The organism is Rhodococcus sp. 05-339-2, from assembly GCF_002258965.1.
Classification (GTDB): Bacteria; Actinomycetota; Actinomycetes; order Mycobacteriales; family Mycobacteriaceae; genus Rhodococcoides.
This window is the reverse complement of sequence record NZ_NOYW01000004.1, coordinates 428,200-451,010: the sequence shown is the minus strand read 5'-3', so window position 1 is coordinate 451,010 and position 22,811 is coordinate 428,200. Positions and strand designations below refer to the sequence as shown.

The 22,811-nt window shown below is 64.9% G+C and carries 26 protein-coding genes; 8 read left to right on the top strand and 18 right to left on the bottom strand.

Going from position 1 to position 22,811, the window contains the following annotated elements; genetic code table 11:
- Positions 1 to 2: 2 nt before the first annotated feature.
- The 5 genes from CH273_RS03200 to CH273_RS03180 are packed head-to-tail and all read right to left on the bottom strand — an operon-like array spanning position 3 to position 3,578.
- Positions 3 to 1,025, bottom strand: coding sequence for a hypothetical protein (locus CH273_RS03200; protein WP_032396188.1), 1,023 nt, complete (start codon positions 1,023 to 1,025; stop codon positions 3 to 5).
- A gap of 49 nt (positions 1,026 to 1,074) precedes the next feature.
- A complete protein-coding gene (locus CH273_RS03195; RefSeq protein ID WP_032396187.1) occupies positions 1,075 to 1,515 on the bottom strand; it encodes a Sec-independent protein translocase family protein in 441 nt (146 codons plus the stop codon).
- Positions 1,503 to 2,291 (bottom strand): twin-arginine translocase subunit TatC, encoded by a 789-nt coding sequence (tatC, locus tag CH273_RS03190; protein ID WP_052049758.1) that lies wholly within the window; start codon positions 2,289 to 2,291, stop codon positions 1,503 to 1,505. Before tatC ends, CH273_RS03195 begins: the two co-directional genes overlap by 13 nt.
- Positions 2,288 to 2,521, bottom strand: a complete 234-nt coding sequence (locus CH273_RS03185; RefSeq protein ID WP_032396186.1) for a twin-arginine translocase TatA/TatE family subunit — start codon at positions 2,519 to 2,521, stop codon at positions 2,288 to 2,290. Before CH273_RS03185 ends, tatC begins: the two co-directional genes overlap by 4 nt.
- Before the next feature lie 40 nt (positions 2,522 to 2,561).
- The gene (locus tag CH273_RS03180) at positions 2,562 to 3,578 is read right to left on the bottom strand and encodes a dioxygenase family protein (protein ID WP_032396185.1); all 1,017 of its coding nucleotides are present in this window, start codon (positions 3,576 to 3,578) and stop codon (positions 2,562 to 2,564) included.
- A gap of 176 nt (positions 3,579 to 3,754) precedes the next feature.
- On the opposite strand from CH273_RS03180, the gene CH273_RS03175 reads away from it, so the two are divergent.
- Positions 3,755 to 4,783: an ABC transporter substrate-binding protein gene (locus tag CH273_RS03175; protein ID WP_032396184.1), complete on the top strand. Its 1,029-nt coding sequence runs from the start codon at positions 3,755 to 3,757 to the stop codon at positions 4,781 to 4,783.
- A gap of 100 nt (positions 4,784 to 4,883) precedes the next feature.
- Entirely contained in the window at positions 4,884 to 5,174 is a 291-nt protein-coding gene (locus tag CH273_RS03170) for a hypothetical protein (protein WP_052049756.1), read from the top strand.
- 6 nt (positions 5,175 to 5,180) lie between these two features.
- On the opposite strand, the gene CH273_RS03165 is transcribed toward CH273_RS03170, so the two are convergent.
- The 3 genes from CH273_RS03165 to CH273_RS03155 all read right to left on the bottom strand — a co-directional run bounded on the left by CH273_RS03165 (position 5,181) and on the right by CH273_RS03155 (position 7,383).
- Positions 5,181 to 5,666 carry a DinB family protein gene (locus CH273_RS03165; protein WP_032396412.1) on the bottom strand — a complete coding sequence of 162 codons (486 nt, stop codon included), beginning with the start codon at positions 5,664 to 5,666 and terminating at the stop codon, positions 5,181 to 5,183.
- Positions 5,667 to 5,817: 151 nt separating this feature from the next.
- Positions 5,818 to 6,438 carry a class I SAM-dependent methyltransferase gene (locus CH273_RS03160; RefSeq protein WP_032396182.1) on the bottom strand — a complete coding sequence of 207 codons (621 nt, stop codon included), beginning with the start codon at positions 6,436 to 6,438 and terminating at the stop codon, positions 5,818 to 5,820.
- Positions 6,439 to 6,534: 96 nt separating this feature from the next.
- Positions 6,535 to 7,383, bottom strand: coding sequence for a GGDEF domain-containing protein (locus CH273_RS03155; RefSeq protein ID WP_256991278.1), 849 nt, complete (start codon positions 7,381 to 7,383; stop codon positions 6,535 to 6,537).
- 209 nt (positions 7,384 to 7,592) lie between these two features.
- Here CH273_RS03155 and CH273_RS03150 point away from each other — a divergent pair, with 209 nt between their 5' ends.
- From CH273_RS03150 to CH273_RS03140, 3 genes are all read left to right on the top strand, one after another.
- On the top strand, positions 7,593 to 8,027 hold the full coding sequence (locus CH273_RS03150; protein WP_032396181.1) for a hypothetical protein: 435 nt from the start codon (positions 7,593 to 7,595) through the stop codon (positions 8,025 to 8,027).
- Positions 8,028 to 8,218: 191 nt separating this feature from the next.
- Entirely contained in the window at positions 8,219 to 8,545 is a 327-nt protein-coding gene (locus CH273_RS03145) for a hypothetical protein (RefSeq protein ID WP_045200446.1), read from the top strand.
- A gap of 224 nt (positions 8,546 to 8,769) precedes the next feature.
- Positions 8,770 to 9,738, top strand: a complete 969-nt coding sequence (locus tag CH273_RS03140) for an AurF N-oxygenase family protein (RefSeq protein ID WP_032396180.1) — start codon at positions 8,770 to 8,772, stop codon at positions 9,736 to 9,738.
- Here the strand turns inward: CH273_RS03140 and CH273_RS03135 are convergent.
- Genes CH273_RS03135 through CH273_RS03120 form a run of 4 tightly spaced genes read right to left on the bottom strand, consistent with a single transcriptional unit; the run spans position 9,711 to position 12,612 of the window.
- Positions 9,711 to 10,442, bottom strand: a complete 732-nt coding sequence (locus CH273_RS03135; RefSeq protein ID WP_052049750.1) for a TetR/AcrR family transcriptional regulator — start codon at positions 10,440 to 10,442, stop codon at positions 9,711 to 9,713. The two genes, CH273_RS03140 and CH273_RS03135, sit on opposite strands and share 28 nt — an antisense overlap.
- 35 nt (positions 10,443 to 10,477) lie before the next feature.
- On the bottom strand, positions 10,478 to 11,008 hold the full coding sequence (locus CH273_RS03130; protein WP_032396179.1) for a copper resistance CopC family protein: 531 nt from the start codon (positions 11,006 to 11,008) through the stop codon (positions 10,478 to 10,480).
- Positions 11,009 to 11,035: 27 nt separating this feature from the next.
- Positions 11,036 to 11,392, bottom strand: a complete 357-nt coding sequence (locus CH273_RS03125; RefSeq protein ID WP_032396178.1) for an ArsR/SmtB family transcription factor — start codon at positions 11,390 to 11,392, stop codon at positions 11,036 to 11,038.
- A gap of 14 nt (positions 11,393 to 11,406) precedes the next feature.
- Positions 11,407 to 12,612, bottom strand: a complete 1,206-nt coding sequence (locus CH273_RS03120) for an MFS transporter (RefSeq protein ID WP_032396408.1) — start codon at positions 12,610 to 12,612, stop codon at positions 11,407 to 11,409.
- Positions 12,613 to 12,775: 163 nt separating this feature from the next.
- Here CH273_RS03120 and CH273_RS03115 point away from each other — a divergent pair, with 163 nt between their 5' ends.
- A complete protein-coding gene (locus CH273_RS03115) occupies positions 12,776 to 14,002 on the top strand; it encodes a GGDEF domain-containing protein (RefSeq protein ID WP_032396177.1) in 1,227 nt (408 codons plus the stop codon).
- 69 nt (positions 14,003 to 14,071) lie between these two features.
- Here the strand turns inward: CH273_RS03115 and CH273_RS03110 are convergent, their stop codons facing one another.
- The 6 genes from CH273_RS03110 to CH273_RS03085 all read right to left on the bottom strand — a co-directional run bounded on the left by CH273_RS03110 (position 14,072) and on the right by CH273_RS03085 (position 20,610).
- Positions 14,072 to 14,833 (bottom strand): DeoR/GlpR family DNA-binding transcription regulator, encoded by a 762-nt coding sequence (locus CH273_RS03110; RefSeq protein ID WP_179275409.1) that lies wholly within the window; start codon positions 14,831 to 14,833, stop codon positions 14,072 to 14,074.
- A gap of 12 nt (positions 14,834 to 14,845) precedes the next feature.
- Positions 14,846 to 15,859, bottom strand: a complete 1,014-nt coding sequence (gene pdxA, locus CH273_RS28080) for a 4-hydroxythreonine-4-phosphate dehydrogenase PdxA (RefSeq protein WP_032396175.1) — start codon at positions 15,857 to 15,859, stop codon at positions 14,846 to 14,848.
- Complete coding sequence (locus CH273_RS28075) at positions 15,856 to 17,037, bottom strand: four-carbon acid sugar kinase family protein (RefSeq protein WP_052049748.1); 1,182 nt, start codon at positions 17,035 to 17,037, stop codon at positions 15,856 to 15,858. Before CH273_RS28075 ends, pdxA begins: the two co-directional genes overlap by 4 nt.
- A gap of 74 nt (positions 17,038 to 17,111) precedes the next feature.
- Positions 17,112 to 17,804 (bottom strand): SDR family NAD(P)-dependent oxidoreductase, encoded by a 693-nt coding sequence (locus CH273_RS03095; protein ID WP_032396174.1) that lies wholly within the window; start codon positions 17,802 to 17,804, stop codon positions 17,112 to 17,114.
- Positions 17,801 to 19,012, bottom strand: coding sequence for a sialidase family protein (locus CH273_RS03090; RefSeq protein ID WP_032396173.1), 1,212 nt, complete (start codon positions 19,010 to 19,012; stop codon positions 17,801 to 17,803). The genes CH273_RS03095 and CH273_RS03090 overlap by 4 nt, the downstream gene beginning before the upstream one ends.
- Before the next feature lie 20 nt (positions 19,013 to 19,032).
- On the bottom strand, positions 19,033 to 20,610 hold the full coding sequence (locus tag CH273_RS03085) for an ABC transporter substrate-binding protein (protein WP_032396406.1): 1,578 nt from the start codon (positions 20,608 to 20,610) through the stop codon (positions 19,033 to 19,035).
- A gap of 328 nt (positions 20,611 to 20,938) precedes the next feature.
- On the opposite strand from CH273_RS03085, the gene CH273_RS03080 reads away from it, so the two are divergent.
- Both CH273_RS03080 and CH273_RS03075 read left to right on the top strand, forming a co-directional pair.
- Positions 20,939 to 21,871, top strand: coding sequence for an ABC transporter permease (locus tag CH273_RS03080; protein ID WP_032396405.1), 933 nt, complete (start codon positions 20,939 to 20,941; stop codon positions 21,869 to 21,871).
- A complete protein-coding gene (locus tag CH273_RS03075; RefSeq protein WP_032396172.1) occupies positions 21,871 to 22,809 on the top strand; it encodes an ABC transporter permease in 939 nt (312 codons plus the stop codon). Before CH273_RS03080 ends, CH273_RS03075 begins: the two co-directional genes overlap by 1 nt.
- The last annotated feature ends 2 nt before the right edge of the window (positions 22,810 to 22,811 follow it).

Below are 22,811 nucleotides of genomic sequence, written 5' to 3'. Positions count from 1 at the left end.
AGCTACACCCGGTCCTTACCCGGCTGGTGCGTCGGATCGATGAGGAACAGGCTGCTGCCGTCCAATCCGTCTCGGCGGTGGATGTTTCCGCGCAACCCGGCTTCGACCAGTCGCGCCGCGATCTCGTAGATCTCCTCGAGGCGATCGTCGGTGAGATCGGGCCTGATCGCGAGATGGATCTCGTCGCCGATGTGCCGCAGCACCGCCTCGAAGTTCGGGCTCACCGAGCTGTAGAGCTCCTCGCATTGGACGACCAGCGCGTCGGACATCACGAAGTCGTCCTCGGCTCCGAGCAACGGGATGACGCCGAAGTCCTCGAGAAGGTTGATCAGCTGTACCCCACTACGTCCGGCCGCAGTCGATCGATCCGCCAGCACACCGGATTCCACTTCCTTCGTCGTGAAGATCAGTGTCGCCTCGGCGCTGGGATCGAGCAGACCCAGATCGGCGCGCATCGCCGTCAACAGCAGCGAGTGCATCCGGATGATGTACGCGTGCTCGCTCTGCAGACGTTCGTGTGCCGGAGCGGGGATTCCCGTTTCGGGAGCCAGCGGGGCGAACACCCGACGGTCGATGCCCGTCGACAACTCCAACGCCAACGGATGAACCCGCCTGCGCGCGACCACCAATGCGGCGGAGAGCGCCAGATTCAACCGGTCGTAGGCCTTGTTCAAGGACTGCGTCGCAGCCGTGAGATCGCCGACCGGAGTCGAGACCACCGCTGCCGAAATCTCCTCCGCCACAACCCGATCGACATTCGACAGGGCGAACAGCAACTCTTGATACCGCGCCGTCACCTGATCGCGGCTCCACGAGTCGCTCTCACCCGACTGGCGCACCTGACGGTCGACGGCAGTGTGCAGTGCGGCCACCTCGCGGGAGATGACGTCCTCGTTGGCACCGACCCGACGCACACTGAGCGCCGCCCACGCCGCACCGAGGGCAGCGATGACGACGACGATCAAAGTCCACACCTGAACTGCCGTGACACCCGACTCCGAGGCAGCTACGACGCTGGTAGTCATGGGCTACATCATGCCCGAGTGTGTTACACGTTGTCCTTCTTTCGCCGCCCTAACCTGTGGCTGCGACATCCGGCAGGACCTGCGCCGCGATACGACGGGGGTCGTTCTCGGGTAACGACTCGATGAGGATTCGTCGTGGATGCGATGCCGCTCCGGTGATGAGGTATTTCTGGCCCGGTCGTACGCGGGCTGCTTCGTCGATCACTTCGTCCGGCCACTCGGATTTCGGAGCGGAGTCGGTGTCACGCAATGCGTCGGCGACGATGCGGCGTGGATCGTACTGGCGAAGATCCATCGACTCCCACTCCGAACGGCGCAGCGGAACGCCCATTTCGTCTTCTGCCGCGGTGCGGGTGGACTCGACGAAACTGCGCACGGAGCGCACGGTCCGTGCCAGTTGATGGGCGTATCCGGGTAGTCGCGATGGGCCGAGGACGAAGCCGGCGATGATCGCTACCAGGAACAGTTTCTCGAAGGTCAAGCCGAACATGATGTGAGCTCCGGTTTCGGTGAAGTCAGGATGCGTCGAGCCGCTCGGCGGTCGTGTATCTCGGTGATCACCACGGCCGCACCGAACAGGGTGGCCATCGGCAACGCGACCAGGAACATGGACAGGACGTCGGCGGCGGGAGTGACGAGCGCACTGAACAGGGCGATTCCGACGACGCTGAGCCGCCAACTGCTACGTAGTCGATGCGCAGAAAGGATGCCGAGGCAGTTCAACATCACCAGCAATGCCGGCAGTACGAACGCGATACCGGTCGCCAGCACGATCTTCATCACGAAGTCCACGTAGTACGAGGCGTTGAGGATGGTGCTGTCCTGGTCCGAGGAGAACCCGGCGAGCACGCTGACCATACGCGGGAAGATGGTGAACCCGAACACGCAGCCGGCCACGAACAGTGGCGCTGCTGCGGCCGAGAAACCGTAGACGTACTTCTTCTCCCGACGCGTCAAACCTGGTGCGAGATAGGCGAACAGCTCACGCAACCACACCGGAGACGACACGATCACACCGGCGAACAGCGCGATCCTCAGTTCGAGATCGAAAGCGCCGGTGACGGTGTCGAAGTTCAGGCTGGCATCACGGGAGAGGGCGAGCTCCTCGACGGGCGCACGGAGGATGTCGAGAATCTGGTCGGTGAGGGCGAACCCGATCGCCACGCCGACGATCAGCGACACCGCCGCGCGCACTGCGCGGCGACGAGCCTCGCGCACATGCCCGGCAAGGGGCATCGTTCCTCGCGCGGCGGTGGCTGTGCTCATGATGCGTGTCGGTACGGAACCGGAACGGACGCGTCGGCGAATGTCGGTTCCGTGGTGGCGGTGGTCTCGTCACGCGTCGCGGTCTTCTTGTCGTCGCGCACTTCGTCTTTCAGGATTCGCATCGACTGACCGACGCCCTTGGCGAGGGAGGGGAGCTTGGTCGAGCCGAACACGAGCAGCAGGATGGCGAGAACGATGAGGGCGTGCCATCCGGTGAGGTTGTGCAACATGGTGATTCCTTAGCTGGTGGGTGGTGTGAGGTGGGGGTGATCAGTTGGTCGGTGCAGAGCCGACATTGGGCGGTCCGCCCGCCGGGGGAGTGCCGCCGCCCATGGGGGCCTGGCCGCCACCGCCGCCGCCTCCGCCCGCGGGGGCAGCGCTCATCGTCGGTTCGGTGGTGGCGTCGATCGCCACCGCGAGCGATCCGACGTAGCCGGAGGCGGGATCGCCGCTGAACGTGCCCATCTCCAGCTCGTAGCCGTCGCCGAAGACATTGTCGTTGTCGAGGCTGCCCATCTGGGTCAGGTTCTTCGCCGACTCGGGATAGACGTCGGTCTTGTCCTGATAGATCGCCTCGAGCATGTCCTGCGGGAACGCGACCTGTGAGGTGGCAATGGCGTTGTCCACGTTGGTCGCCGACGAGGCGTCGGGGTATACCTCGAAGTGCATGTGGGTCCAGCGACCGGAGTAGCAGCCGGGAACGACGGTCTCGAAGGTGACGGTGCCGTCGGAGCCGGCCGCTTGGATGCCGCGCAGATACGTCTCGTCCTCGACCCCCTCGGAATACATCGAGTACTGGCCCTCCGCATCGCACTGCCACACGTACACGGCCGCACCCTCGTACGGTCGACTGTCGTTCGCCAGGTCGGTGAGCGTGAAGGTGAACGTGAGGGGCACTCCGCTCACCGTGGTTCCACCGTCCAGGCTGGAGGTGATGTCGCTGCGGACGATGCCCGATTCCTCGAGGACGTTGACGCCGTTGGTGCCGTCGGCCGGGTAGGGGCCATTGGTTTCCTGGGGGATCTCGCTCGTCGCCGTCGAGGTGGTCGTCGACGCGGCCACCGTGGTGGCGGCGGAACTTCCGGCGCTGGAGGTGCTTGAGCATGCGGCCAGAGCGAACGCGCCCGCTCCTGCGCCGACGAGACTCAGTACACGGCGGCGGGTGACGAGGGTGGTGATATCGAAGCCTGCGCCCTGGTCGACGACCTCCTCGGTGGGGCGGTCGAGAAGACGTCCCTCGTAGGCGGGTCCGTCGGGTGTATCGGTCGGCTCGGGGATTCGGGTCATCGTCGTACGTCTCCTTCGTTGCGGCACTGAATGTTTCGGTAGTGCCAATACTCTGGGACGTTGCGGTGAGGACCCTGGACCTCCGCTGCGAGGTTCCTGTGAACGGTGCGACCCGATGGAAGGCCTCTTAGTAGCTAAGGCTAACCTCATCATGCGTACCGATCTGAAGGACTGTGATGACTCTTCGTGTGACCACCCGCTTCGCTGCACTCCTCACCGCTGTCGCGGCCGCGTCCTTCGCGCTCGCCGGGTGCAGCTCGACGGAAACGACCGACAGCCCGGCCGCCGCCGCGTCCACCGGCTCGTTTCCGCTGACCGTGCAGCACATGTACGGCGAGACCACCCTCGACGCAGTGCCCGAACGGGTCGCGACGTGGGGATTCGGCACCACCGACGCGGTGCTCGCGCTCGGTGTCGTCCCGGTGGCGATGCCCTCGGCGGAGTACGGCGGCGGTGACGATCTGATCTACCCGTGGGTGTCCGACGCGATCGAGTCGTCCGGCGGTCCGGCCCCGGTTCTGCTCGACAACGTCACCGACGCACTGTCCGTCGAGAAGCTACTCGCCACCGACCCGGACGTGCTGTTGGCTCCGCATTCCGGGTTGACGCGGGCCGAGTACGACGCGGTGACCGCAGCCGGAGTTCCCGTCATCGCCCCGCCGGAGGAACTGTGGTCGACGCCGTGGCGCGATGTCATCACCACCACCGGTGATGTTCTCGGGGTGCCGGACAGGGCGCGTGATCTCGTCGCCGATCTGGATTCTCAGGTGCAGGACGCAGGCGCACGCCATCCCGAATTCGACGGCCGCACAATCGCATACGTGTCCGAGGCTGCCGACGTGTACTACCTACTACTGCCGTCGGACCCCAGAGTGGAGATGCTCGAGAACCTCGGCTTCGTCTCGCCTGCATCGGTGACCGACCTCGCGACCGACGACGCCACCTACTCGACCACGGTCTCGGCCGAGAACATCTCCACGATCGACGCCGATGTGGTGTTCACTCAGGTCGACACCGACGACGCCCTGCAGCAATTCCTCGATTCGCCTGTCTCACGCCAGATTCCGGCAGTCGCCGCCGGTGCTGTCGCCGGATTCGTCGGCCAGGAAGCCGGAGCTGCAGTGGGCCCGACGGCACTGTCGATTCCGTACTTCCTGCCGACTCTGGTCGACGGACTCGCAGCCGCTGTGAACACCGACCGCTGACGACGATGGGCAATGGTGGACGGCATTCGGACGAGCCCGGAGGCATCTGCGCGCGAGTAGTCTGACCGCGACGACATCGGTCGATTCCGGGAGTGCATTCATGACCTCACGCTTGCCCGACGTGTTCAGCCCGTCTGCAGTGCAGTACGGCGAGACCGTCAGAGTGGACGACCGCACGACCATTCTGCCGGTATCGCGTCGATCGGCTCGGGGAGCAGAGACCGCGGTGGGGGTGTTCACCATCACGGACGGCACGGCGGTGTGGACCCCCGCAGTCGATACCGGCCGCATCCAACTGATCGGGGTGCTCACCGGCCTCGTTGCTGCGACATTGGGATGTGCTGCGGTCCTGAGGCGGCCGCCGTGGCCGACCGTCACCATCGATCGTTGACCCAGGTCACGCCCGACGAAGGACGTCGCGGGTGAGCTCGAGCTGGCCGAGATGCTGGGCCAACTCGCGCACCAGGTGCGTCAACACCCATTCCGGGGTTGCGGTTGCGAGCTCCGGGCGGGTGGTACCCATGACGGTTCGATCGCGAATCCCCTCGCGTACTGCGACATTCACCCACTCGGGCAGACGCGACCGAACCTCGTCGACCCGCGTGATCAGATCGTCGATTCGGCCTGTGGCAGTGAACTCGGCGGCGCGATCCCGCGGGATCTTCAGACCGGCGATCACCGAACCTGCCCAGTACTCGATCACGGCCACGCTGTGGAACACGATGGCGTACGGACTGTTGGCACCCGGCAGGTCCGGCTTCGTGTTGGCCGGCTCGTCGCCCAGGTCCCGCAGGATCTCCGTCATCGACGACAGGCTCGCGCCCGTGATCGCCAGAAAGGCGTCAGCGACACGGCTTTCGGCGTCGTCCTGCTGCGAGGTCACCACGGGTACGGCTCGCAGTCGTCGAGGAAACAGCCGTACGGATCACGTCCCGGTTCGCCGTGCATCACCGGACCGTACACCCGATCGCCTGCCCTTGCGCCTTGCGCCTTGCCCCGGCCCTCGGGACACGGACGCCGCTACGACCGCGGGATCAGATTCGACGCGTGACCCGAACCACCGCATCGCGCAACGTCTTCGAGTGCACACCCGTGCCACTGACCGTTCTGGAACGTTCGAGTGCGGTGTCGATGCGCCACGAGGAGGCGTCGAACAGGGCGGTGATGTCTGTCGCGGTGACAGTGGCCTCGTGCGGTGGCTGCTCGTCGTCCCCGTGTGAATGATGATGCCCGCCGTCGTGCAGATGACCGACGATGAGCAGCGAACCGCCAGGCGCAACCCACTGCGCGATGTGTCGATAGAAGTCCAACTGCGGAGTCGACGGATGCGCGTAGTGGGTCGTCACCAGATCCCAACGGTCGGTCGGGTTCCACGTCGTGAGGTCGGCTTCGATCCAGGTGACGTCGACCCCCGCTGACCGCGCCTGCTTCGCGGCGGTGTCGAGGGCAGCGGCGGAGATGTCGGCACCGGTGACTCGCCAGCCCTGCTCGGCGAGCCAGATCGCTTCTGCTCCGGCACCACAGCCTGCGTCGAGCGCGGTACCGGGCGTCGATCCGGCCGTCTCCTGCACGAGATACGGATTCGCCGCGACGGTGCGGGATGTTCGGTCATCCCAATGGTGCTCCCAGTACTCCTTGTCGAATGCGTGCGTCATGTGCTGAGTCCTCTCCCGGTGGTGTTCCGGGATCAGAGTGACAGCCCGTTCATAGATATGGCAAGTATGTTTGCCATATCAGCAAGTTGCGCTGAGTCAGAAAGGTGCGTCGGTGATCATTCGATTTCGGCCTGCGCGCTTCGCCTGAAACATCAGCGCGTCAGCTCTGTCGAGTGTGCTGCGAAGACCTTCGTTCGGTCGCTGGAGCGTGTACCCGGCCGAGAACGTCACCCCCGATGACGTGGTGGCGGCGGCGAGAGCCTCGAGTGATCGAAGAGCACCGCGACGATCGCAATTGCGCAGAGTGATCACAAATTCCTCTCCGCCCCATCGAGCCAGGAGTCCATCGACGCCGATGCAGCTGCGGGCAGTCGACGCGAAGTCGCGGAGCAACGCGTCGCCGGCGGCGTGGCCGAAGTGGTCGTTGAACTGCTTGAAATGGTCCAGATCGAGAACCGCGACGACTGTGTCGACCGAATCGTCGTCGACGAGGGACACCGCGTAATCCGACCAGCCGCGACGGTTGAGTGCCCCGGTCAGTTGATCCGTTCGGGACGCGAGCAGGATGCCGTCCTCGACCTCTTTCCGTTCGGTGATATCGAGAGCGGCACCGAGCGTCCACTCGGCATCGGACGGACCGGTGAAAGGGACCAGAGTCAGCAGAACCCAGCGAATCTCGTCGTTCGGTAGAACGAACCTCACCTCGACCTTCACGGGTTCGTCCGCGGCCGTTCCAGCGGCCATCAGGTCCTCGACGCTGCCGTGGAGCGGGAGGTCGTCCGGGTGAGTGTGCACCGTCGCGGATCGACCGATCAGTTCCGAGGAGGGCAAGCCGACGAGTTCGCAGTAGGCCGCATTGACGTCGACGAAGAGCCCATCGGCGTCGGAGAGAGCCTGCGCCACGGGGCTGGAGGCGAACATGCGTCGGTACCAGTGATCCTCCACGACGCAACGACCCGCTTTCTCCCCTTCCCGGATGGGGAGTGTAGTTGAGGCCTGTGGCGCATTCGGCTGCCTGCAGCTCCGTCCGGCCGACTCGTGCGGGAACTGTCGCCGGTCAGCGGCAGATTGGCACGAATGTACGACTTTCGGGAACCGTGTGCGCGTGCGCACCGTCCAAGGGGTTGGGGTGGCCGGCCGACGATGGGGTCTCGATGACGACGAAGTGGCGAGAAGTGACGAGCATCGAGTGCCAACAGGATTTCGACGACCTGCTCGACGTCTGTATCGACATCGCCGCCGAACGGATCAGCGAGAACTGGGGACTGCACCCGGTGGCCGTCGTCAACGACCTCTCCGGCGGGCAGCGGGTGCTCGCACCGCAGCAGCCACTGGGAGACGGGGAGTCGCACGCGGCGATGCACGAGCAACTCGTCCGCGATCTGCGCGCCGTCGCCGATGATCTGCGGTCGTACGCCATCGTCTCCGACGCCACCGGCGAGGAGGCGTCGGGCACCTATCTCGAGGTCTTGCTCGAACACCGCGAATATGCGATGCGGATACTCGTCCCGTACCTGATGCCCGACGCCACGACCTTCGATCTGGGTCCGACGAAAGCTTCGGTGGGGCAACGACTTCTGTGGCCCTGACCGCTCCGCGAACGCGCGCGCGTTCGCCGAATGCGCGCGATATCGTGCCCGGATCGGTGGCGAATCCGAACGCGTCCGACAAGTGCGCGCGCGTGTGCGAAACCGGGGGCGTCGGCCTCCTCCAGGGGATTGGCACTCTCACCCGTCGAGTGCCAAAATAGAGGCACATTCTCACTCGAAAGGAGTCCGCAGTGACCGTCACCTCTCCCCACTTCGATACACGTGATTCGGACGACGACATGCCACCGAAGTGGTGGAACCGGCGCATTCGTACCCGCGCGCAGGTGACCGAATATGCCGTCATGTTCGGTGCGATGTCGATCGTCTCGTTCTGGGCCGCCGGGCTCGGCATCGCAGCAGGATTGATTGCCGTCGCCTCTGCTCTGTGGGCCGATCGCAGCCCCGACCTCTCCGGCCCGCGCGCCGATCGCAGTGACACCGCGCTGGCCATCGGAACCGGAATTCTCGGCATCGTCATCGGCGTGGGCTTCGTCGCGATGGTGTTGCCGTACTGGTGATGGAGCGACTTCGTCGCACGTGAGCGGAACTTCGTAGCCCACTACGAATTACCGTTCACGACCGAAGCGCCTGCCTCGAGGCCGGTCGACCGCACTGCGGTCGGCCGGTTTCGTCGTTTCGAGGAACATTTCTCATGTATCTGCGACGGAGCGTTGCACCAACCAGTTTTATGTGTGACGCTGTGTTGCGTACACATTGTTCGGACGCAGGCGGAAGGACCACCATGACTGCAGTCGACGACGCACGAACGCTCTACCGAGACAGGCTGCACGCACTGTCGACGGCATCGGTGCACCAGCACTTCGACGCCTTCCTCGACATCCCCTGGGACGAGCCCGAGTACGCGATCGTTCCCGACGATCCGCGCTGGGTGCTCCCGGACGCGGACCCGCTCGGTCACACCGACTGGTACAAGTCGCTTCCCCTGGACCGGCAGATTCACATCGGGATGTATCGCCAGGCCAGCATGGTCAAGGTCGGCCTGCAGTTCGAGCAGATCCTCATCAGCGGCCTCATGCAGTACGCCCTCACGCTGCCCAACGATTCACCCGAATTCCGGTACTCGACGCACGAGGCCACCGAAGAGTGCCACCACACCCAGATGTTCCAGGAACTGGTGAACCGCATCGGCATCGACGTGCCGGGTGGGCCCGCATGGTTCCGCAAGATCGTGCCCGTACTGACCCTTTTCGCGAGCCGATCCGCACCGTTCGGATTCTTCGTCGGAGTGCTGGCGGGAGAAGAGCCGATCGACCACATGCAGAAGGGCGTCCTGCGCGCCGGTAGCGTCGGACACCCCTTGGTCCAGCGAGTGATGCAGATTCACATCGCCGAGGAAGCACGACACATCGGCTTCGCCCATCAGTACCTCGAGCACAAGGCCCCGCGGCTCGGACGCTTCGAGAAGGCGTCGATCTCGATCCTCATGCCCGTCATCATGCGACTGCTGTGCGACGTGATCATGAAACCGAGCAAGCAGATGCGACGCGACCTCGCCATCCCCGACGAGGTTGTCGACGCCGTGTGGTGGAACAGCGAACCGTCACGAAAGGCATTGCGCGACACCTTCGGTGACGTCCGAATGCTGGCCGGCGAGCTCGGACTGATGAACCGCGTGTCCCGACGCGTCTGGCGCGCCCTCGGTATCGACGGACGCCCCTCGCGTTACCGCAGCGAGCCGTCGTTCGGCTGACTCTCGTCGAGGACGCTTTCGAGGGGCACCTGCGGGATCGCGATCCCGCGGGATGCCCCCAGTCCCTTGACCTGCAGCCAAATGGTGTCGGCCAGGAACGTCGCGAAATGATCGAGACCGGTGCGATGTTCGGTCTGCCCGCTCCAACTGCGCACCGCACCCATGCAGCCGGAGACGAGGCCCGCAACCCACGGCCGCACCAGCGACCAGTCGTCGGTGGTCAGGTCTGCGTGCACCAGTGACAGGAATGCCGCGACGCTCACTTCCAACTGCTCGGCCAGCAGAGCGTTGGTCTCCTCGAGAGGCGTGGGTGACTCGGCACTGACGTCCTGCTCGACGAATCGCGTCCACGCGGGATGCTCGGCCACCCAGCGTACGTAGGTGCTCACCATGCGATGCACCGCGTCGCGAGGAGTGCCGGTCAACGCGAACGACGAGACCAACGTGGCCGTCAACTCCGAGCAGATGGCGCGCTGAATGGCCGTGTCCAAGTCGGTTCGATCGCGGAAATGCCGGTACAGCCCGGTGCGGTGCACACCGGCCTCGGCCGAAATCTGAGCGGTGGTGAGCCGCTCACCGGGTGCGATATCGCGCGCCAGAACTGTCATGGCCGCGTCGATGATGTGGCGTCGGCGATCGGTGTTGTGCTGTTCCCAACGCCGCTTACGGCCATCGGACTCCGGGCGCTGGCCACCGTCACTCATGCTGCATGTTCTCACGTCCACATCGGGTGAGGACGTCAGTTGCTGCGTTTACGAAGCGCGAACAGCACGCCCGCCGCACCGACCACGACGACGACCACCGCGACGATCCAGATCGGAAAACCGCTGCTGTCCTCGGGCTCTTCTGCGGCAGTCGGTGTCGTTTCGGTAGGGGCGGTGGCTGCGGTTGCCGCCGACGTCGGGGACGCCTGGGTCAGTTGGAACGGAATGCTGCCGGTGATCGGATGCCCGTCTGCGGAGACCACTCGGTAGCCGATGGTGTACTCGCCCGCCGCACCGAGCCCGTCGAGATCGACGGTCACCGTGCTGCCGTCGACGACGGGATCCGATGCCCCCCATTGGGTTCCATCGGCTCCGACGACGGTGACGGTGGCGAAGTTCGACTGCACGGACTGATTGAACGTCAGGGTCACCTCGTCCGGGGCGGCGTCGAGCACGGAGTTCTCGGCGGGGTTGCTGGACTGCAGAGTTGCGTGCGCAGCTGCCGGGGCGATCGACAGTGCCGTCGCGGTGAGAATGGCGGCGGCAATCACGGCCAGGCGTTTCATCGGGTGCTTTCTTGTTGTGGTGCAGGGTTATTCGTGCGGGGGCTCGCCGGTGACCTTGTGGTCGGCGAAGTTGAGGCCCTCACGCACGAGCCGGGCGAGGTGACCGTCGGCCAGTCGGTAGATGACGTTGCGGCCGTCGCGTCGGGTCTCGACGAGTCCGGTGAATCGAAGCTTGGCCAGATGCTGGCTGACGGCGGTGCGGGAGGTTCCGGTGGCCGTGGTCAAGGCGCTGACGTCGGCAGGGCCCCGGTCGAGCAGCCAGAGGATGTGCAGTCGCGTGGGGTCCGAGAGCATCCGAAAGGTGTCGCTGGCCGTGGCCAGGCGTGCGGAGTCCGGTTCGACGGCATGGTCGAGACTGATGCGCGGTTCCTTCTTCGGTGGCATCGAACGTCGTCTCCCTACGCGGAGGCGACCACCGACACTCGGGAGCGACTCCACAGGCGTGCTGCGGACAGTGCCGCAAGTGTAGCCAAGCCCGTGAGCACCAGCGCCGCGGTGAACAGTCCGAACCGGGCCCCGACCCAACCCGCAATCGGATAGGTGAGCAGAAATGCCGCGTGTGACAACGAGAACTGCGCCGTGAAGATGGACGTTCGGGTGCTCTCGTCGGATTCACGACGCAGAATCCTCGCCGACGGGGTGTTGATCATCGACGTCCCGACGCCCAGCAGCACCCACGTCGCGGCCAGCGCAACCCAGGCGGTCGACCCTCCGTGCAGGGTCGCCACCAGTGTTGCTGCGGCAGTTCCCATCACGGCCGTCGCAGCCCCGGTGAGCATGAGGGTGTGATCGTTCGTAGATCCGAGGGCTCGCGGGATGCACAGTGCTGCGACCATCGAGCCGGCGCCGTAGCAGCCGAGAGCGATGGCCAGCTGGCTGCTCGATCCGCCGAACAGATCGCGGACGTAGAGAACGGAGTTGACCACCACGAGAGCAGTCGCCGCAGCGACCACCGTGTTCAACGCGATCAGTCCCTGAAGTTCGGTATTCCTGACGAACGTCGCGATGCCCGAGGTCGATCGTCGGATCTCGGGTGCGAGGTGTCTCGGAAAGTCGGTACCGACCACCATCACCGCGGAGACGACGAACCCCACAGCCGTGCCGACGAACAGCGTGTGGAAGCCGATGACCGTCAACAATGCGGCGGCGATCAGTGGGCTGACCAGTGATTCGAGGTCGTAGGCCAGTCGCGAGAGCGTCAACGCGCGGGTGTACTGCTGTGCGTCGGGCACCACGGACGGAATGACGGCTTGGAAGGTGGGAGTGAAGGTGGCCGACGCCGCCTGCAGAACGAAGATCAGGACGTAGACCTGCCACACCTGATCGACGAACGGCAATGCCAGTGCGGTGAGCGCCCTGACGGCGTCGGCGCTGACCAGCACGAGCTTGCGGGGGAGCGTGCCGGTCAGTGACGACACGATCGGAGCGACGAACACGTACGCGATCATCTTGATCGCGAGAGCGGTACCGAGCACGGCTCCCGCGGCACTGCCGGCAATGTCGTAGGCGAGCAGTCCCAGCGCCACCGTCAACAGTCCGGTGCCCAGCAACGCGACGACCTGCGCGGTGAAGAGGCGTCGAAACGCGGGGTTGGCGAACAACATGGATTCAACGTACACACATGTGCGCAAGTGCGCACTCGTGACGTCTACGAAAACGGCGCAGACAGGGTCGATAACGCGACTGGCCGCACGTGAAGCGATGTCTTTCGGTAGCGTCGTGCAGAATTGAGCGCAGTCGGTCACATCGAGTATTCAGAGGTGGTTCATGACCGTAACTCGCAACACGTCCAACGAGTTGATGCGTCGAGCCGTCGACCGACTGCCGTCGATGATCGGGTACTGGGACAGCTCGCTCAGCAATGTCTTCGCCAACCGCGTGTACGCCGACTACTTCGGAATCGAACCGCAGGATCTGGTCGGTCAACACATCGGCACACTGCTCGGCGAGGCGCTGTACGAGTTGAACCTGCCGTACATCACCGGTGTCCTCGCCGGCGAGCAGCAGCAGTTCGACCGCACGCTCATCGATGTCAACGGTGCTGTGCGCGTTTTTCAGGCCACCTACGTCCCCGATCTCGTCGACGGCGTCGTGGTCGGGTTCACCGAGTTGGTCGTCGACGTCAGTGCGCGCGCCGAGATCGAACGCGAACGAGATCGCGCGATCCGGCTGTTCCAGAACGTGATGGAGAACGCCCCGATCGGCAAAGCCGTGATGACCCGCGACGGACGCTGGCTCCAGGTGAACAAGGCGCTGTGCGAACTTCTGGGATACAGCGCAGAAGAGTTGCAGCAGAAGACATTTCGTGATCTCACGCATCCCGACGACATTCCCCTCGCCGACGAACATCTGAAGGGACTGGCCGATGGGACGCTGACGAAGGTGGCGTCGGAAAAGCGGTACATCCGTAAGGACGGAGCCACCATCTGGGTGCAGCGCAACGTGACCGTGGTGCGCGACGCCGAGGCCGGTGACATGATCATCGCGCAGATCCAGGACATCACCGCACGCAAGAACGCGGAAGCGACTCTGGAACGCCAGGCGCTGATCGACGACCTCACCTCCTTGGGAAATCGTCGACGACTCATGGCCGAATTGAACAGTCTCAAGGAACTGTCCAGCGATCGGCCGGTCGGAGTACTTTTCGTGGACGTCGACGCATTCAAGTCCATCAACGACCGATTCGGCCACGTCGTCGGCGATCGCGTGCTCGCCGCCATCGGACGTCGCATCCTCGACAACATCCGCGCCGAGGACATCGCCTGCCGAATCGGCGGAGACGAGTTCGTGGCCCTGCTGCACTCCGCCAGATCGGCCGAAGGAGTCGAACGCCTCGCCGACCGAGTCCGCGGACTCCTCGCCGGCCCCTACGATATCGACGGCACCGACATCCCGGTATCGGTGAGTGTCGGATGGAGCTGGGAACCGACCACCGACCCGGACCACCTACTGCGCATCGCCGACGAGCGAATGTATTCGTCCAAGCGCGCCTGAGGTCCGGATCGATGTGGGATTCGGTCGGTCAGAAAGCAACGGAGTCGTATTGATTCGACTCGAAGGGTTCTAAGCGATGACGACCTCGACGCCCTTGCTCTCGAAGGCGTCGATCTGGGCCCGAGATGCCTCGGAATCGGTGATGAGTGTGGTGCCCGGCGGGATGGGAGCCCAGGCGTGGAAGGGCTTCTGGCCGAGTTTGGCCGAGTGCGCCAGGATGTAGGTCTTCACTGCCCGCTCCATCATCAGTTCCTTGAGCTGGGTCTGCTCGTAACCCGCCTCGCAGATACCGAAATCCGCGGTCACCGCATCGGCTCCGAGGAACGCTCGGTCGAACGAGACTCGCCGCAGCGATGCCTCGGCCAGTGGACCGACGAACCCCTGACTCACGTGCCGCAAGGTTCCGCCGATGCACTCCACATGCACCTCGTCCGCGTCGACCAGTGCTTCGAGAGCGGTCAACCCCGCGGCGATGACGGTCAGATCGACCGCGGTGCGCAGAAACTCCGCCATTGCTCCGACCGTGGTGCCGGCGTCCAACAGAACCGTCTCACCGGGCTCGATGTACTCGGCCGCCTTGGCCGCGATGAGCCGCTTGGCGTCGTACCCCTCGAGGGATCGCTGTTTCACCGACGCCTCGTGGCGGCCGCCGATAGCGATGGCGCCGCCGTAGGTGCGGGCCAGCAGTCCTTGCTTGGTGAGGTGGTCGAGATCGCGTCGGATGGTCGAGGCCGTCACCTTGAACAACGCCGACAACTCCTCGACGCTGGTCAGACCGCCCGACTTCGCCAGCCGCACGATCTCACCGCGTCGGGCCTCCGATACTCGCAACACCCACCCCTGTCAGCTCAGTAGCGCTGGGCTGGTGGCCAATTCGGCCGCCTGCCGCAGAGCTTCGATCATGCTACCGGCCTCGGCAATGCCCTTGCCGGCAATGTCGAATGCGGTGCCGTGATCGACGGACGTGCGAATCACCGGCAGGCCGACCGTGATGTTGACTCCGGCCTCGATCCCGAGCACCTTGACCGGTCCGTGCCCCTGGTCGTGGTACATGGCCACGATGAGGTCGTAGTCGCCACGACCGGCCAGGAAGAAGGCGGTGTCGGCGGGCAGGGGACCGACCGCGTCGATGCCCTCGGCCTTCAACTTCTCGACGGCCGGGACGATCTTGAGGTCCTCCTCGCCGTAGCCGAACAAGCCGTTCTCGCCTGCATGCGGATTGATCCCGCAGACACCGATTTTCGGTTGGGCGGTGCCGGAGCGAACCAACGCCTCGTGTCCGCGACGAATGGTGCGCTCGACCAGCCCCGGTTCGATCTTGGCCACCGCGTCGAGCAATCCGATGTGGGTGGTGACGTGAATGACCTTGAGCTTGGGCGTCGAGAGCATCATCGACACCTCCTCGGTGCCGGTCAGGTGCGCCAACAGTTCGGTGTGACCCGGGAAGATGTGCCCGGCAGCGTGCAGCGCCTCCTTGTTCAGCGGCGCGGTGCAGATCGCCTGAACCTCGCCGCGCACCGCGAGTTCGCTTGCGACACGGATGTAATGGAAGGCCGCATCGCCCGCGGCTGCGGACAACTCGCCCCACTGGAGGTCCGCGGGGAGGAGATCGAGGTCGATGACGTTGATCCGACCCGGTGTGAACTCGGCGTCCTCGACACGCTGCACGGAGACGATCTCCACGTCGGTGCCGAGCACCTGCGCCGCCAGTCGTAGACGCGACGCGTCGCCGATCACTACGGGCCTGCACCGCTCGAGAGTGGCAGGGTCGATCATGGCGGGCACGATCACCTCGGGACCGATTCCGGCGCCGTCGCCCATGGTTACCGCGATGTAGGGCTGAAGTGTTGTGGTCATGCCAATGCCTCACTGTGAGAGAACGAGTGTGTGCTGTCGACGCCGCGCAGGTACGCGGTCATCGCGACGAGACTGTCCGGTCCGCCGAAGCTGCCGGGCCGTGTGGCGACGTATCCGCCTGCAGCCGTGCGGGACACGACTGCTCCGTGATGGATCTCGGCGATCGGATGAAGAGTGTTCACGCCCAGTGCGTCGAGAACGCGGCGAGCGGTTTCGCCGCCGGTGAGAACGAGTCCCACGGTTCGATCGCGGATGGCTCGGGCGACCAGATCGGCCAGCGCGGCCGAGATCTCGCTCGACCGAGCGGGATCGACCGGACCGGCCACCGTCAGGAGGGCAGTGCCGGCGTCGACGGCGTTGCGCACCGGAGTGGGATCGGTGCCGGCCAATAGGTGGTCGACGTGAATCCGGACGTGCGTCGCGCCGGAGCGCTCCAGTTCCGATACCTGCTGTACCGCAACGGCTTCTGCAGTTCCGACCACGACGAGAGTGGGGACGGGGTCGATCGGCGCAGCACCGGGAGTGCGTGGCTGCAGTGTTCTGGCCACCGCCGCGGCGAGCGCCGAGGTGCCCACCAGGCGGATGCCCGGTACCTGCGCCGACAGCTCGACGATGTCGTCGAGGTCTGCGTCCGAACGCACGTCGAACACTGCCACAGCACCGGAATCGACTGCAGCACCGAGCCCGTCGATTCCGTCTGCGAGTGCGACGGGCCTCGTGGGGACGTGCCCGAACAGGTCGGCTATCGAGGCAGGGGCATCGACCGTCTCGAGCGCCCACCGACCGCTCTCGTTCAGGGGCACCCCGTCGATGTACGGAACTCCGTGCTCGACGGTTCGGCCGAGGGCAGGAAGCCCGGCGGCGAAGACGACCGGTCCGGTGGCGAGGAGGCTCTCCACTTCGGCAGCGATGTTGCCCCGCAACATCGAATCGATCTTCTTGATCACCCGAACATGAGTCGGAAGAGTGCGCACCGAGGTCAGGACTCGGTCGGCGGCCTCGGCACCGGACATGACTCGGGTGCCGAGATCGACCACTCGGACGTCGCTCTCGCCGTGAACGTCGCCGATGTCGATACCGAGGGAGACGTCACGATCGAGAAACAGTGCCGCAGTTTCGGCTGCTCCCGACAGATCGTCGGCAAGTATCAGGATCTGGGGGCGCTGCGCGTTGCTCATCGTGCCTCACCCCTTCGTATCTGCGCTATGTGCGCATATGACGGTAGCATTATTGCGTGTTTCGCGCACTATTGTCATAAAGATGTTCCGCCGCACTGGACGATGGTCTGGCCGGTGATGCTGCGCGCGTGCGGTGACAGCAGGAAGGCGACGGTCTCGGCAATCTCGTCGGGATCGATGAGGTGACCCAGAGGTGGAGTGATCGGCGGAGTGGCGACCCGCCCCGGATCGCGGAGCATCGGAGTGTCGGTGGGTCCGGGGGCGACGACGTTGACAGTGATGCCGCGGCTCACCAACTCCATCGCCCACGACCGAGCCATGCCGACCAACGCGGATTTCGTGGCGACGTACTGACTCTTTCCGGCCACCCCGGTCATGGTTCTGCTTCCGATCAGCACCACCCGGCCACCGTCGTGCAGACGGGCGGCCAATCCATCGACCAGAACCTCGGCGGCGGCGACGTGTACCCGCCACATCTGCTCACTGTGCGCAGGATCGAGATCCCCGAGCCGGCCCGACCGCTGCACGCCTGCGGCGTGGACGATCGAATGCGGATCCGGCAAGTCGTCGATCAGATCGGAGACGGCCCGGGTGTCCGCAAGATCGACGCCGATCCAGCGGTTCGGTCCGCCGTCCTCGAAGCCCTGCGCGGGACGGGTCCGACTCAGCCCGGTGACGTGCCACCCACGGCCGGACAGCGTCCGGGCGATCGATGCCCCGATCCCGCTGCTGACCCCGGTGACGATGGCCTCTTGCGTCGAACTCATGCGCTGCCGGCCCGGTCCGATTCGAGCTGGACGTACTTGATCGCCTGACGAAAGTAGGTGTACGCGATGTGAAGCCGACCGTCGGAATCCTCCACGATGGACGGGTACGAGAACTCGCGGTTGGAGCCGTCACGAGAATTGTTGGTGAGGCAGTAACCGTCGCCGACATCGAGATCTCGACGGACAGGCCACGTCACCCCGCCGTCGGACGAGATGGCCAGCGTCATCGGCGCTCTCGGAGCTCCCCAGAACGCGGCGCGAGCATCACCGTCGTCGAGGGGAGACTGGGCCTCCTCGGTGCCGTCGGCCAAACCGTCGTCGTCGATCTCGTCGTACAGCGAGACGCGTCGTGCGGTGGCATCGAGCGCAGACGCATGGTTGTAGACCAGTGCAAGCGTGCCGTCGGCCCGGGAGACAACCTGAACCGACGAGTTGTTGTTCGGCAGTTCGGTGGGAACCGGGGCGCTCCAGGAGTCGCCGTCGTCGGTGGAGACGCTGCGGTAGATGTGATCCGCCCACCGGCTCCGATACAGCGCGACGAGCGAACCATCCTTCTGTACAACGATGTTCATGTGAACGCAGCCGACACTGTCCGGAACCACCACCTCACGCCACGTCGTACCGTCGTCGTCCGAGACCATGGCACCGCTGTAGTCCCGATCGCCGACCCATTTGCGCCCGTCGATCTTGACGCAGTGGAACACCGGCAGCAGTAGCCGTCCCGACTCGAGCCGAATCACGGTTTGGCGAACGAAGATTCCGCCGGCGTCGGTCTCGGGAAGCAACACGTGCGCCTCACCCCAGCTCAGGCCGCCGTCGGGGGAGATGCGACGCAGTACCCGTGCGGTGTCCTGGTTGCCGGCGTGCTGCGAGGTCCACAGCAACCACACCTCACCCGAATCACGGACGAACAGAACAGGATTCTGCTCCGACCGCGTCGGATCGTCGGACAGTTGGACGGGGGTGCTCCACTGATGCTCTCCGGCCCCGAGCCGGGAGAACCACACGCTGATGTCCGGAACACCCTCCTGCGTGCCGGCGAACCAGACGCACGCCAGCGCGCCGTCGGGCAGTATCGCCAGGTTGGCGGCGTGATTCTGCACCTGAGGTGCCGGAAGGAACGCGTCGGACCGTCCGGGCTCGGAGGTCTCGCGCACAGCGCCATCGGCGAGGAGATCGCCCGGGGTGAGGAAGCTGGTGTTGCTCATGTTCTACCTTCTGTTCTCGCTCAGGAGTTGAGCGTGACCGCAGCCATGTCGTAGGAGTTGGTGGGACGCAAAGCAATTCCATCGATGCGATTGCGACGGGCGATGACGGTCTTGGGGACGAAGGACCACAGGCAGGGCCAGGTGTCCCAGATCTGACGCTGGGCCTGGGCGAGTGTCTCGTTGCGAGTGGTGTCGTCGGCATCCTCCGAGGCCTTGGCGATGAGGGCGGTGATCTCGGGAAAGATGTACCCGTGGTAGGTGTCTCGGGTCTCTTCCTTGGCGGCGGTACCTGCGTACATGCCCTGCATGATCGTCACGGCCAGCCCGGTGGGACTGGGGTAGCCGTTGCCCAGGATGTCCCAGTCACCCGCCTTGCCCTGACGCCACGTCGAGATGTCACCGCCCGGCTCGAACTGCTGCAACGTCGCACGAACACCCACGGCGGAGAGCATCTGCAGAACCGACTCCATGATGTCGGTATCGGCGGCGAATTCGCCCGTCTCCCAGATGATCTTGACTTCGAGATCACGGACGCCGAGAGCGTCGAGCTCCTGCCTGGCTCGCTGCGGATCGTAGACGTACTCGCCTGTCTCGATGGCCCCGGTCAGGATGCCCGGGACGACGCCGCGTGACGGAGTCGCCGCCCCCTGCATCACCTGGTCGATCAGTGCGTTGCCGTTGATCGCGTAGCTCAGAGCTTTTCGGACGCGAGCATCGGCCAGGGGATGGCCTGCCGGTTTACGGAAGTTGTAGAACAGCTGGTTGAGCCGAACGCCGTCGGTGCGCTCGACGGTGACTCCCGCCAGACCCGCGAGCTGATCGGCCGCGTCCGGAGTGATGGCATCGATGACGTCGACCTCGCCGCTGCGCAGGGAGACGACACGGTTGGACTCGTCGGGCACGAACCGGACGCTGACCGACTCGACCGATGCCGCGGTGCCCCAATAGTTCGGGTTTCTCGCGAGCGAGTAGTTGCCGGTGCCGCGATCGGCCTGGGTCACCACGAACGGGCCGGTGCCGACGCCGTCCTGGAGATCCTCGGGAACGTTGTTCTCCGCGGGCGTGATCAGGATGTTCGACATCAGGTAGTCGAGCACCGGAATGGGCCGTTCGGTGTCGAGAGTGAACGTCGAGTTGTCGATCTTGCCGACCGTGGGCCACTCGGGAAAGAACGTTCCGACGAACGAGCCCGTGACCTGGCTGTACATGCGCAGGGCGGTGTCGACGTCCTCGACTCGGACGGGTCTGCCGTCGGAGTAGGTGATGCCCGGACGTAGATGGACCAGCCACTGCGTCGGCGCGACGAGTTCGAAGCTGTCGGCCAGAACGAGCTGGACCTTCAGCGACGGAGTGATGGTGGTCAGCGCCTCGCGGACGGAGCGTTGCACGGTCAGAGCCGCGTCGAACTGGAGGAGCTTGTTGTCCAGGCTCACCATCGATCGATTCATCGCGAGGCTGACGGTGTTCGGCCCGGGCTTGCCGGTGGGCGTCGCGCATGCCGACATCGCGCCGCCGAGGGTCAGACCCGCGCCGAGGATCAAACTCGAACGGAACAGCGTTCGCCGTGAAAAACGCTGGTTGACAAAGCTTTCGGTCATCATTGACCTCTCGTGACTGACACATCGAAATGTGGATGTCGGTTCGGGTCTCGAAGACCGCCGTCGACGAAAGTGATCGTGGACACAGGGCGACTGTACTACGAAATGCTTGAAGTGCGCAGAAAAATATTGAAGGTTGCGCAAACCGCGCATTAGTGCAATTGTGAGCTGAGTTACAACGAGGCAGTGTTATCGAAAGGTCGACGATGACCCAGGCAATACCAGTAGCGCAGGTGGGGCGATGACCCAGCTCACCGCAAGTCCACCCAGCGTGCCCGCGGCCACGTCCGCCACGAACTCCGTGCTACCCGCGTTCCTCACCGCGCCGATGGCTCGGTACGTGGTGCGTCGACTCGGGCAGAGCGTGCTCACCATCTTCCTGACGCTCACCACGGTGTTCGTGTTGATCCGAATGGCCCCCGGCGACCCGGCCTACTCCATGGCGGGGCCACTGGCCACCACCGAGGATCTGGCGCAGATCCGCACCAACCTGGGCCTCGACCAGTCGATCTTCACCCAGTACGCGCTGTACCTGAAAGGCCTGTTCACCCTCGACCTCGGTACCTCGTACTCCTTCCAGGCACCCGCGCTCGACGTCGTCCTGCAGCGCATTCCGTACACGATCACCCTGGCCTTCGCGGCCATCCTGCTGACCACCGTGGTGTCCATTCCGCTGGGTATCTGGATGGCCCGTCGCGCCGACACCCGCCGCGAGCTGGGCGCGAACGTCGTCACCATCGCCGGCCAGTCGATGCCGGACTTCTGGACCGGCTTGATGCTGCTCACCTTCTTCGCCGTACTGGTTCCGGTACTCCCCGCAGCCGGTTTCACCAGTTGGTCGTCCTTGATCCTGCCCGCAGTCACCGTCGCCATCCTGCAGATCGCACTGATCTCCCGAATGGTGCGACGCGAGATGGTCAGCGCGTACGCCTCGCCCTACGTCACCGTCGCCCGCTCCCGCGGCGTCACCGAGCGAGAGATCACCTGGCGCTACGCCCTGCGCAACTCCTCGATTCCGGTGGTGACCGCCCTCGGCACGCGCTTCGCGTCCATGCTCAACGGCGTCGTCGTGGTCGAGGTGGTCTTCGCCTGGCCCGGTGTCGGCTCGTTGGTGGTGCGCGCCCTCGAAACCCGCGACTACCCGTTGATCCAAGCAACGGTTCTAGTGACCGCAGTGCTCGCCGTCCTCGTGCAGTTGGCCGTCGACCTCTGTTACCCACTCCTCGATCCCCGCGTCCGCCTCGGGAAGGCAGCAAGCTGATGACAGTCGTCGACAAGCCCTCGGACACAGCACGTCCCAGCGCCGTCACCACCAAGGATTTCGCCTCGGCCGGTGCCACGCGCAGGAGACGAGACAGCCGCGTCAAGATTCGGATCGGCAGCGTGTGCGCGCTGGCCGTCATCCTCCCGGTGGCCTTCGCTCGCGTCCTGCCGCTGGCCTCACCCGACGCGACCGACCTCGCCCAACGGCGACTCGCACCGTTGACCGACGGCCACCTCTTCGGAACCGATCAGCTCGGTCGCGACCTGCTGGCGCGAGTGCTCTACGGCGGGCAGGTCTCGCTCACCGTCGGAATCCTCGCGGTCCTCGTCTCCGGCTTGATCGGGCTCACCCTCGGATCGCTGGCCGGCTTCTTCGGCGGCTGGGTCGACGCCGTCGTCTCCCGTCTCCTCGAAGCGCAGCTGTCCCTGCCGCTGTTGATGATGTTGCTCCTCGTCGTGGCATTGTTCGGCCCGTCCATCCCGGTCATCACCTTCGTGATCGCCATCGCGCAGTGGCCCGAGATCGCCCGTCTGACACGATCACTCGTCCTCGTCGAACGCGAGAAGCCGTACATCGCAGCCGCACGAGTGCTCGGACTCGGACGCATCGCGATCCTGCTCCGCCACGTGGTCCCCAACATCATCAAGCAGGCATCGCTGGTCGTCCTGCTGCTCCTCGCCCAGGCCGTACTGCTCGAGAGTGCACTGAGCTACCTCGGTGCCGGACCGCAACGCCCGTTCGCCACCTGGGGACGAATCATCTCCGACGGCCAGGACTACATCACCACCTCGTGGTGGCTCGTCACCCTCCCCGGACTGGTGATCGTGCTGCTCGTCGTCGGAGTCAACCTGCTCGGCGACGGTCTCCGAGATCGACCGGCCGGATCGAGCCTGCTGCGAATGTTCTCCCGCTCGAACAAGAAAGGGCGTGCTTGAGA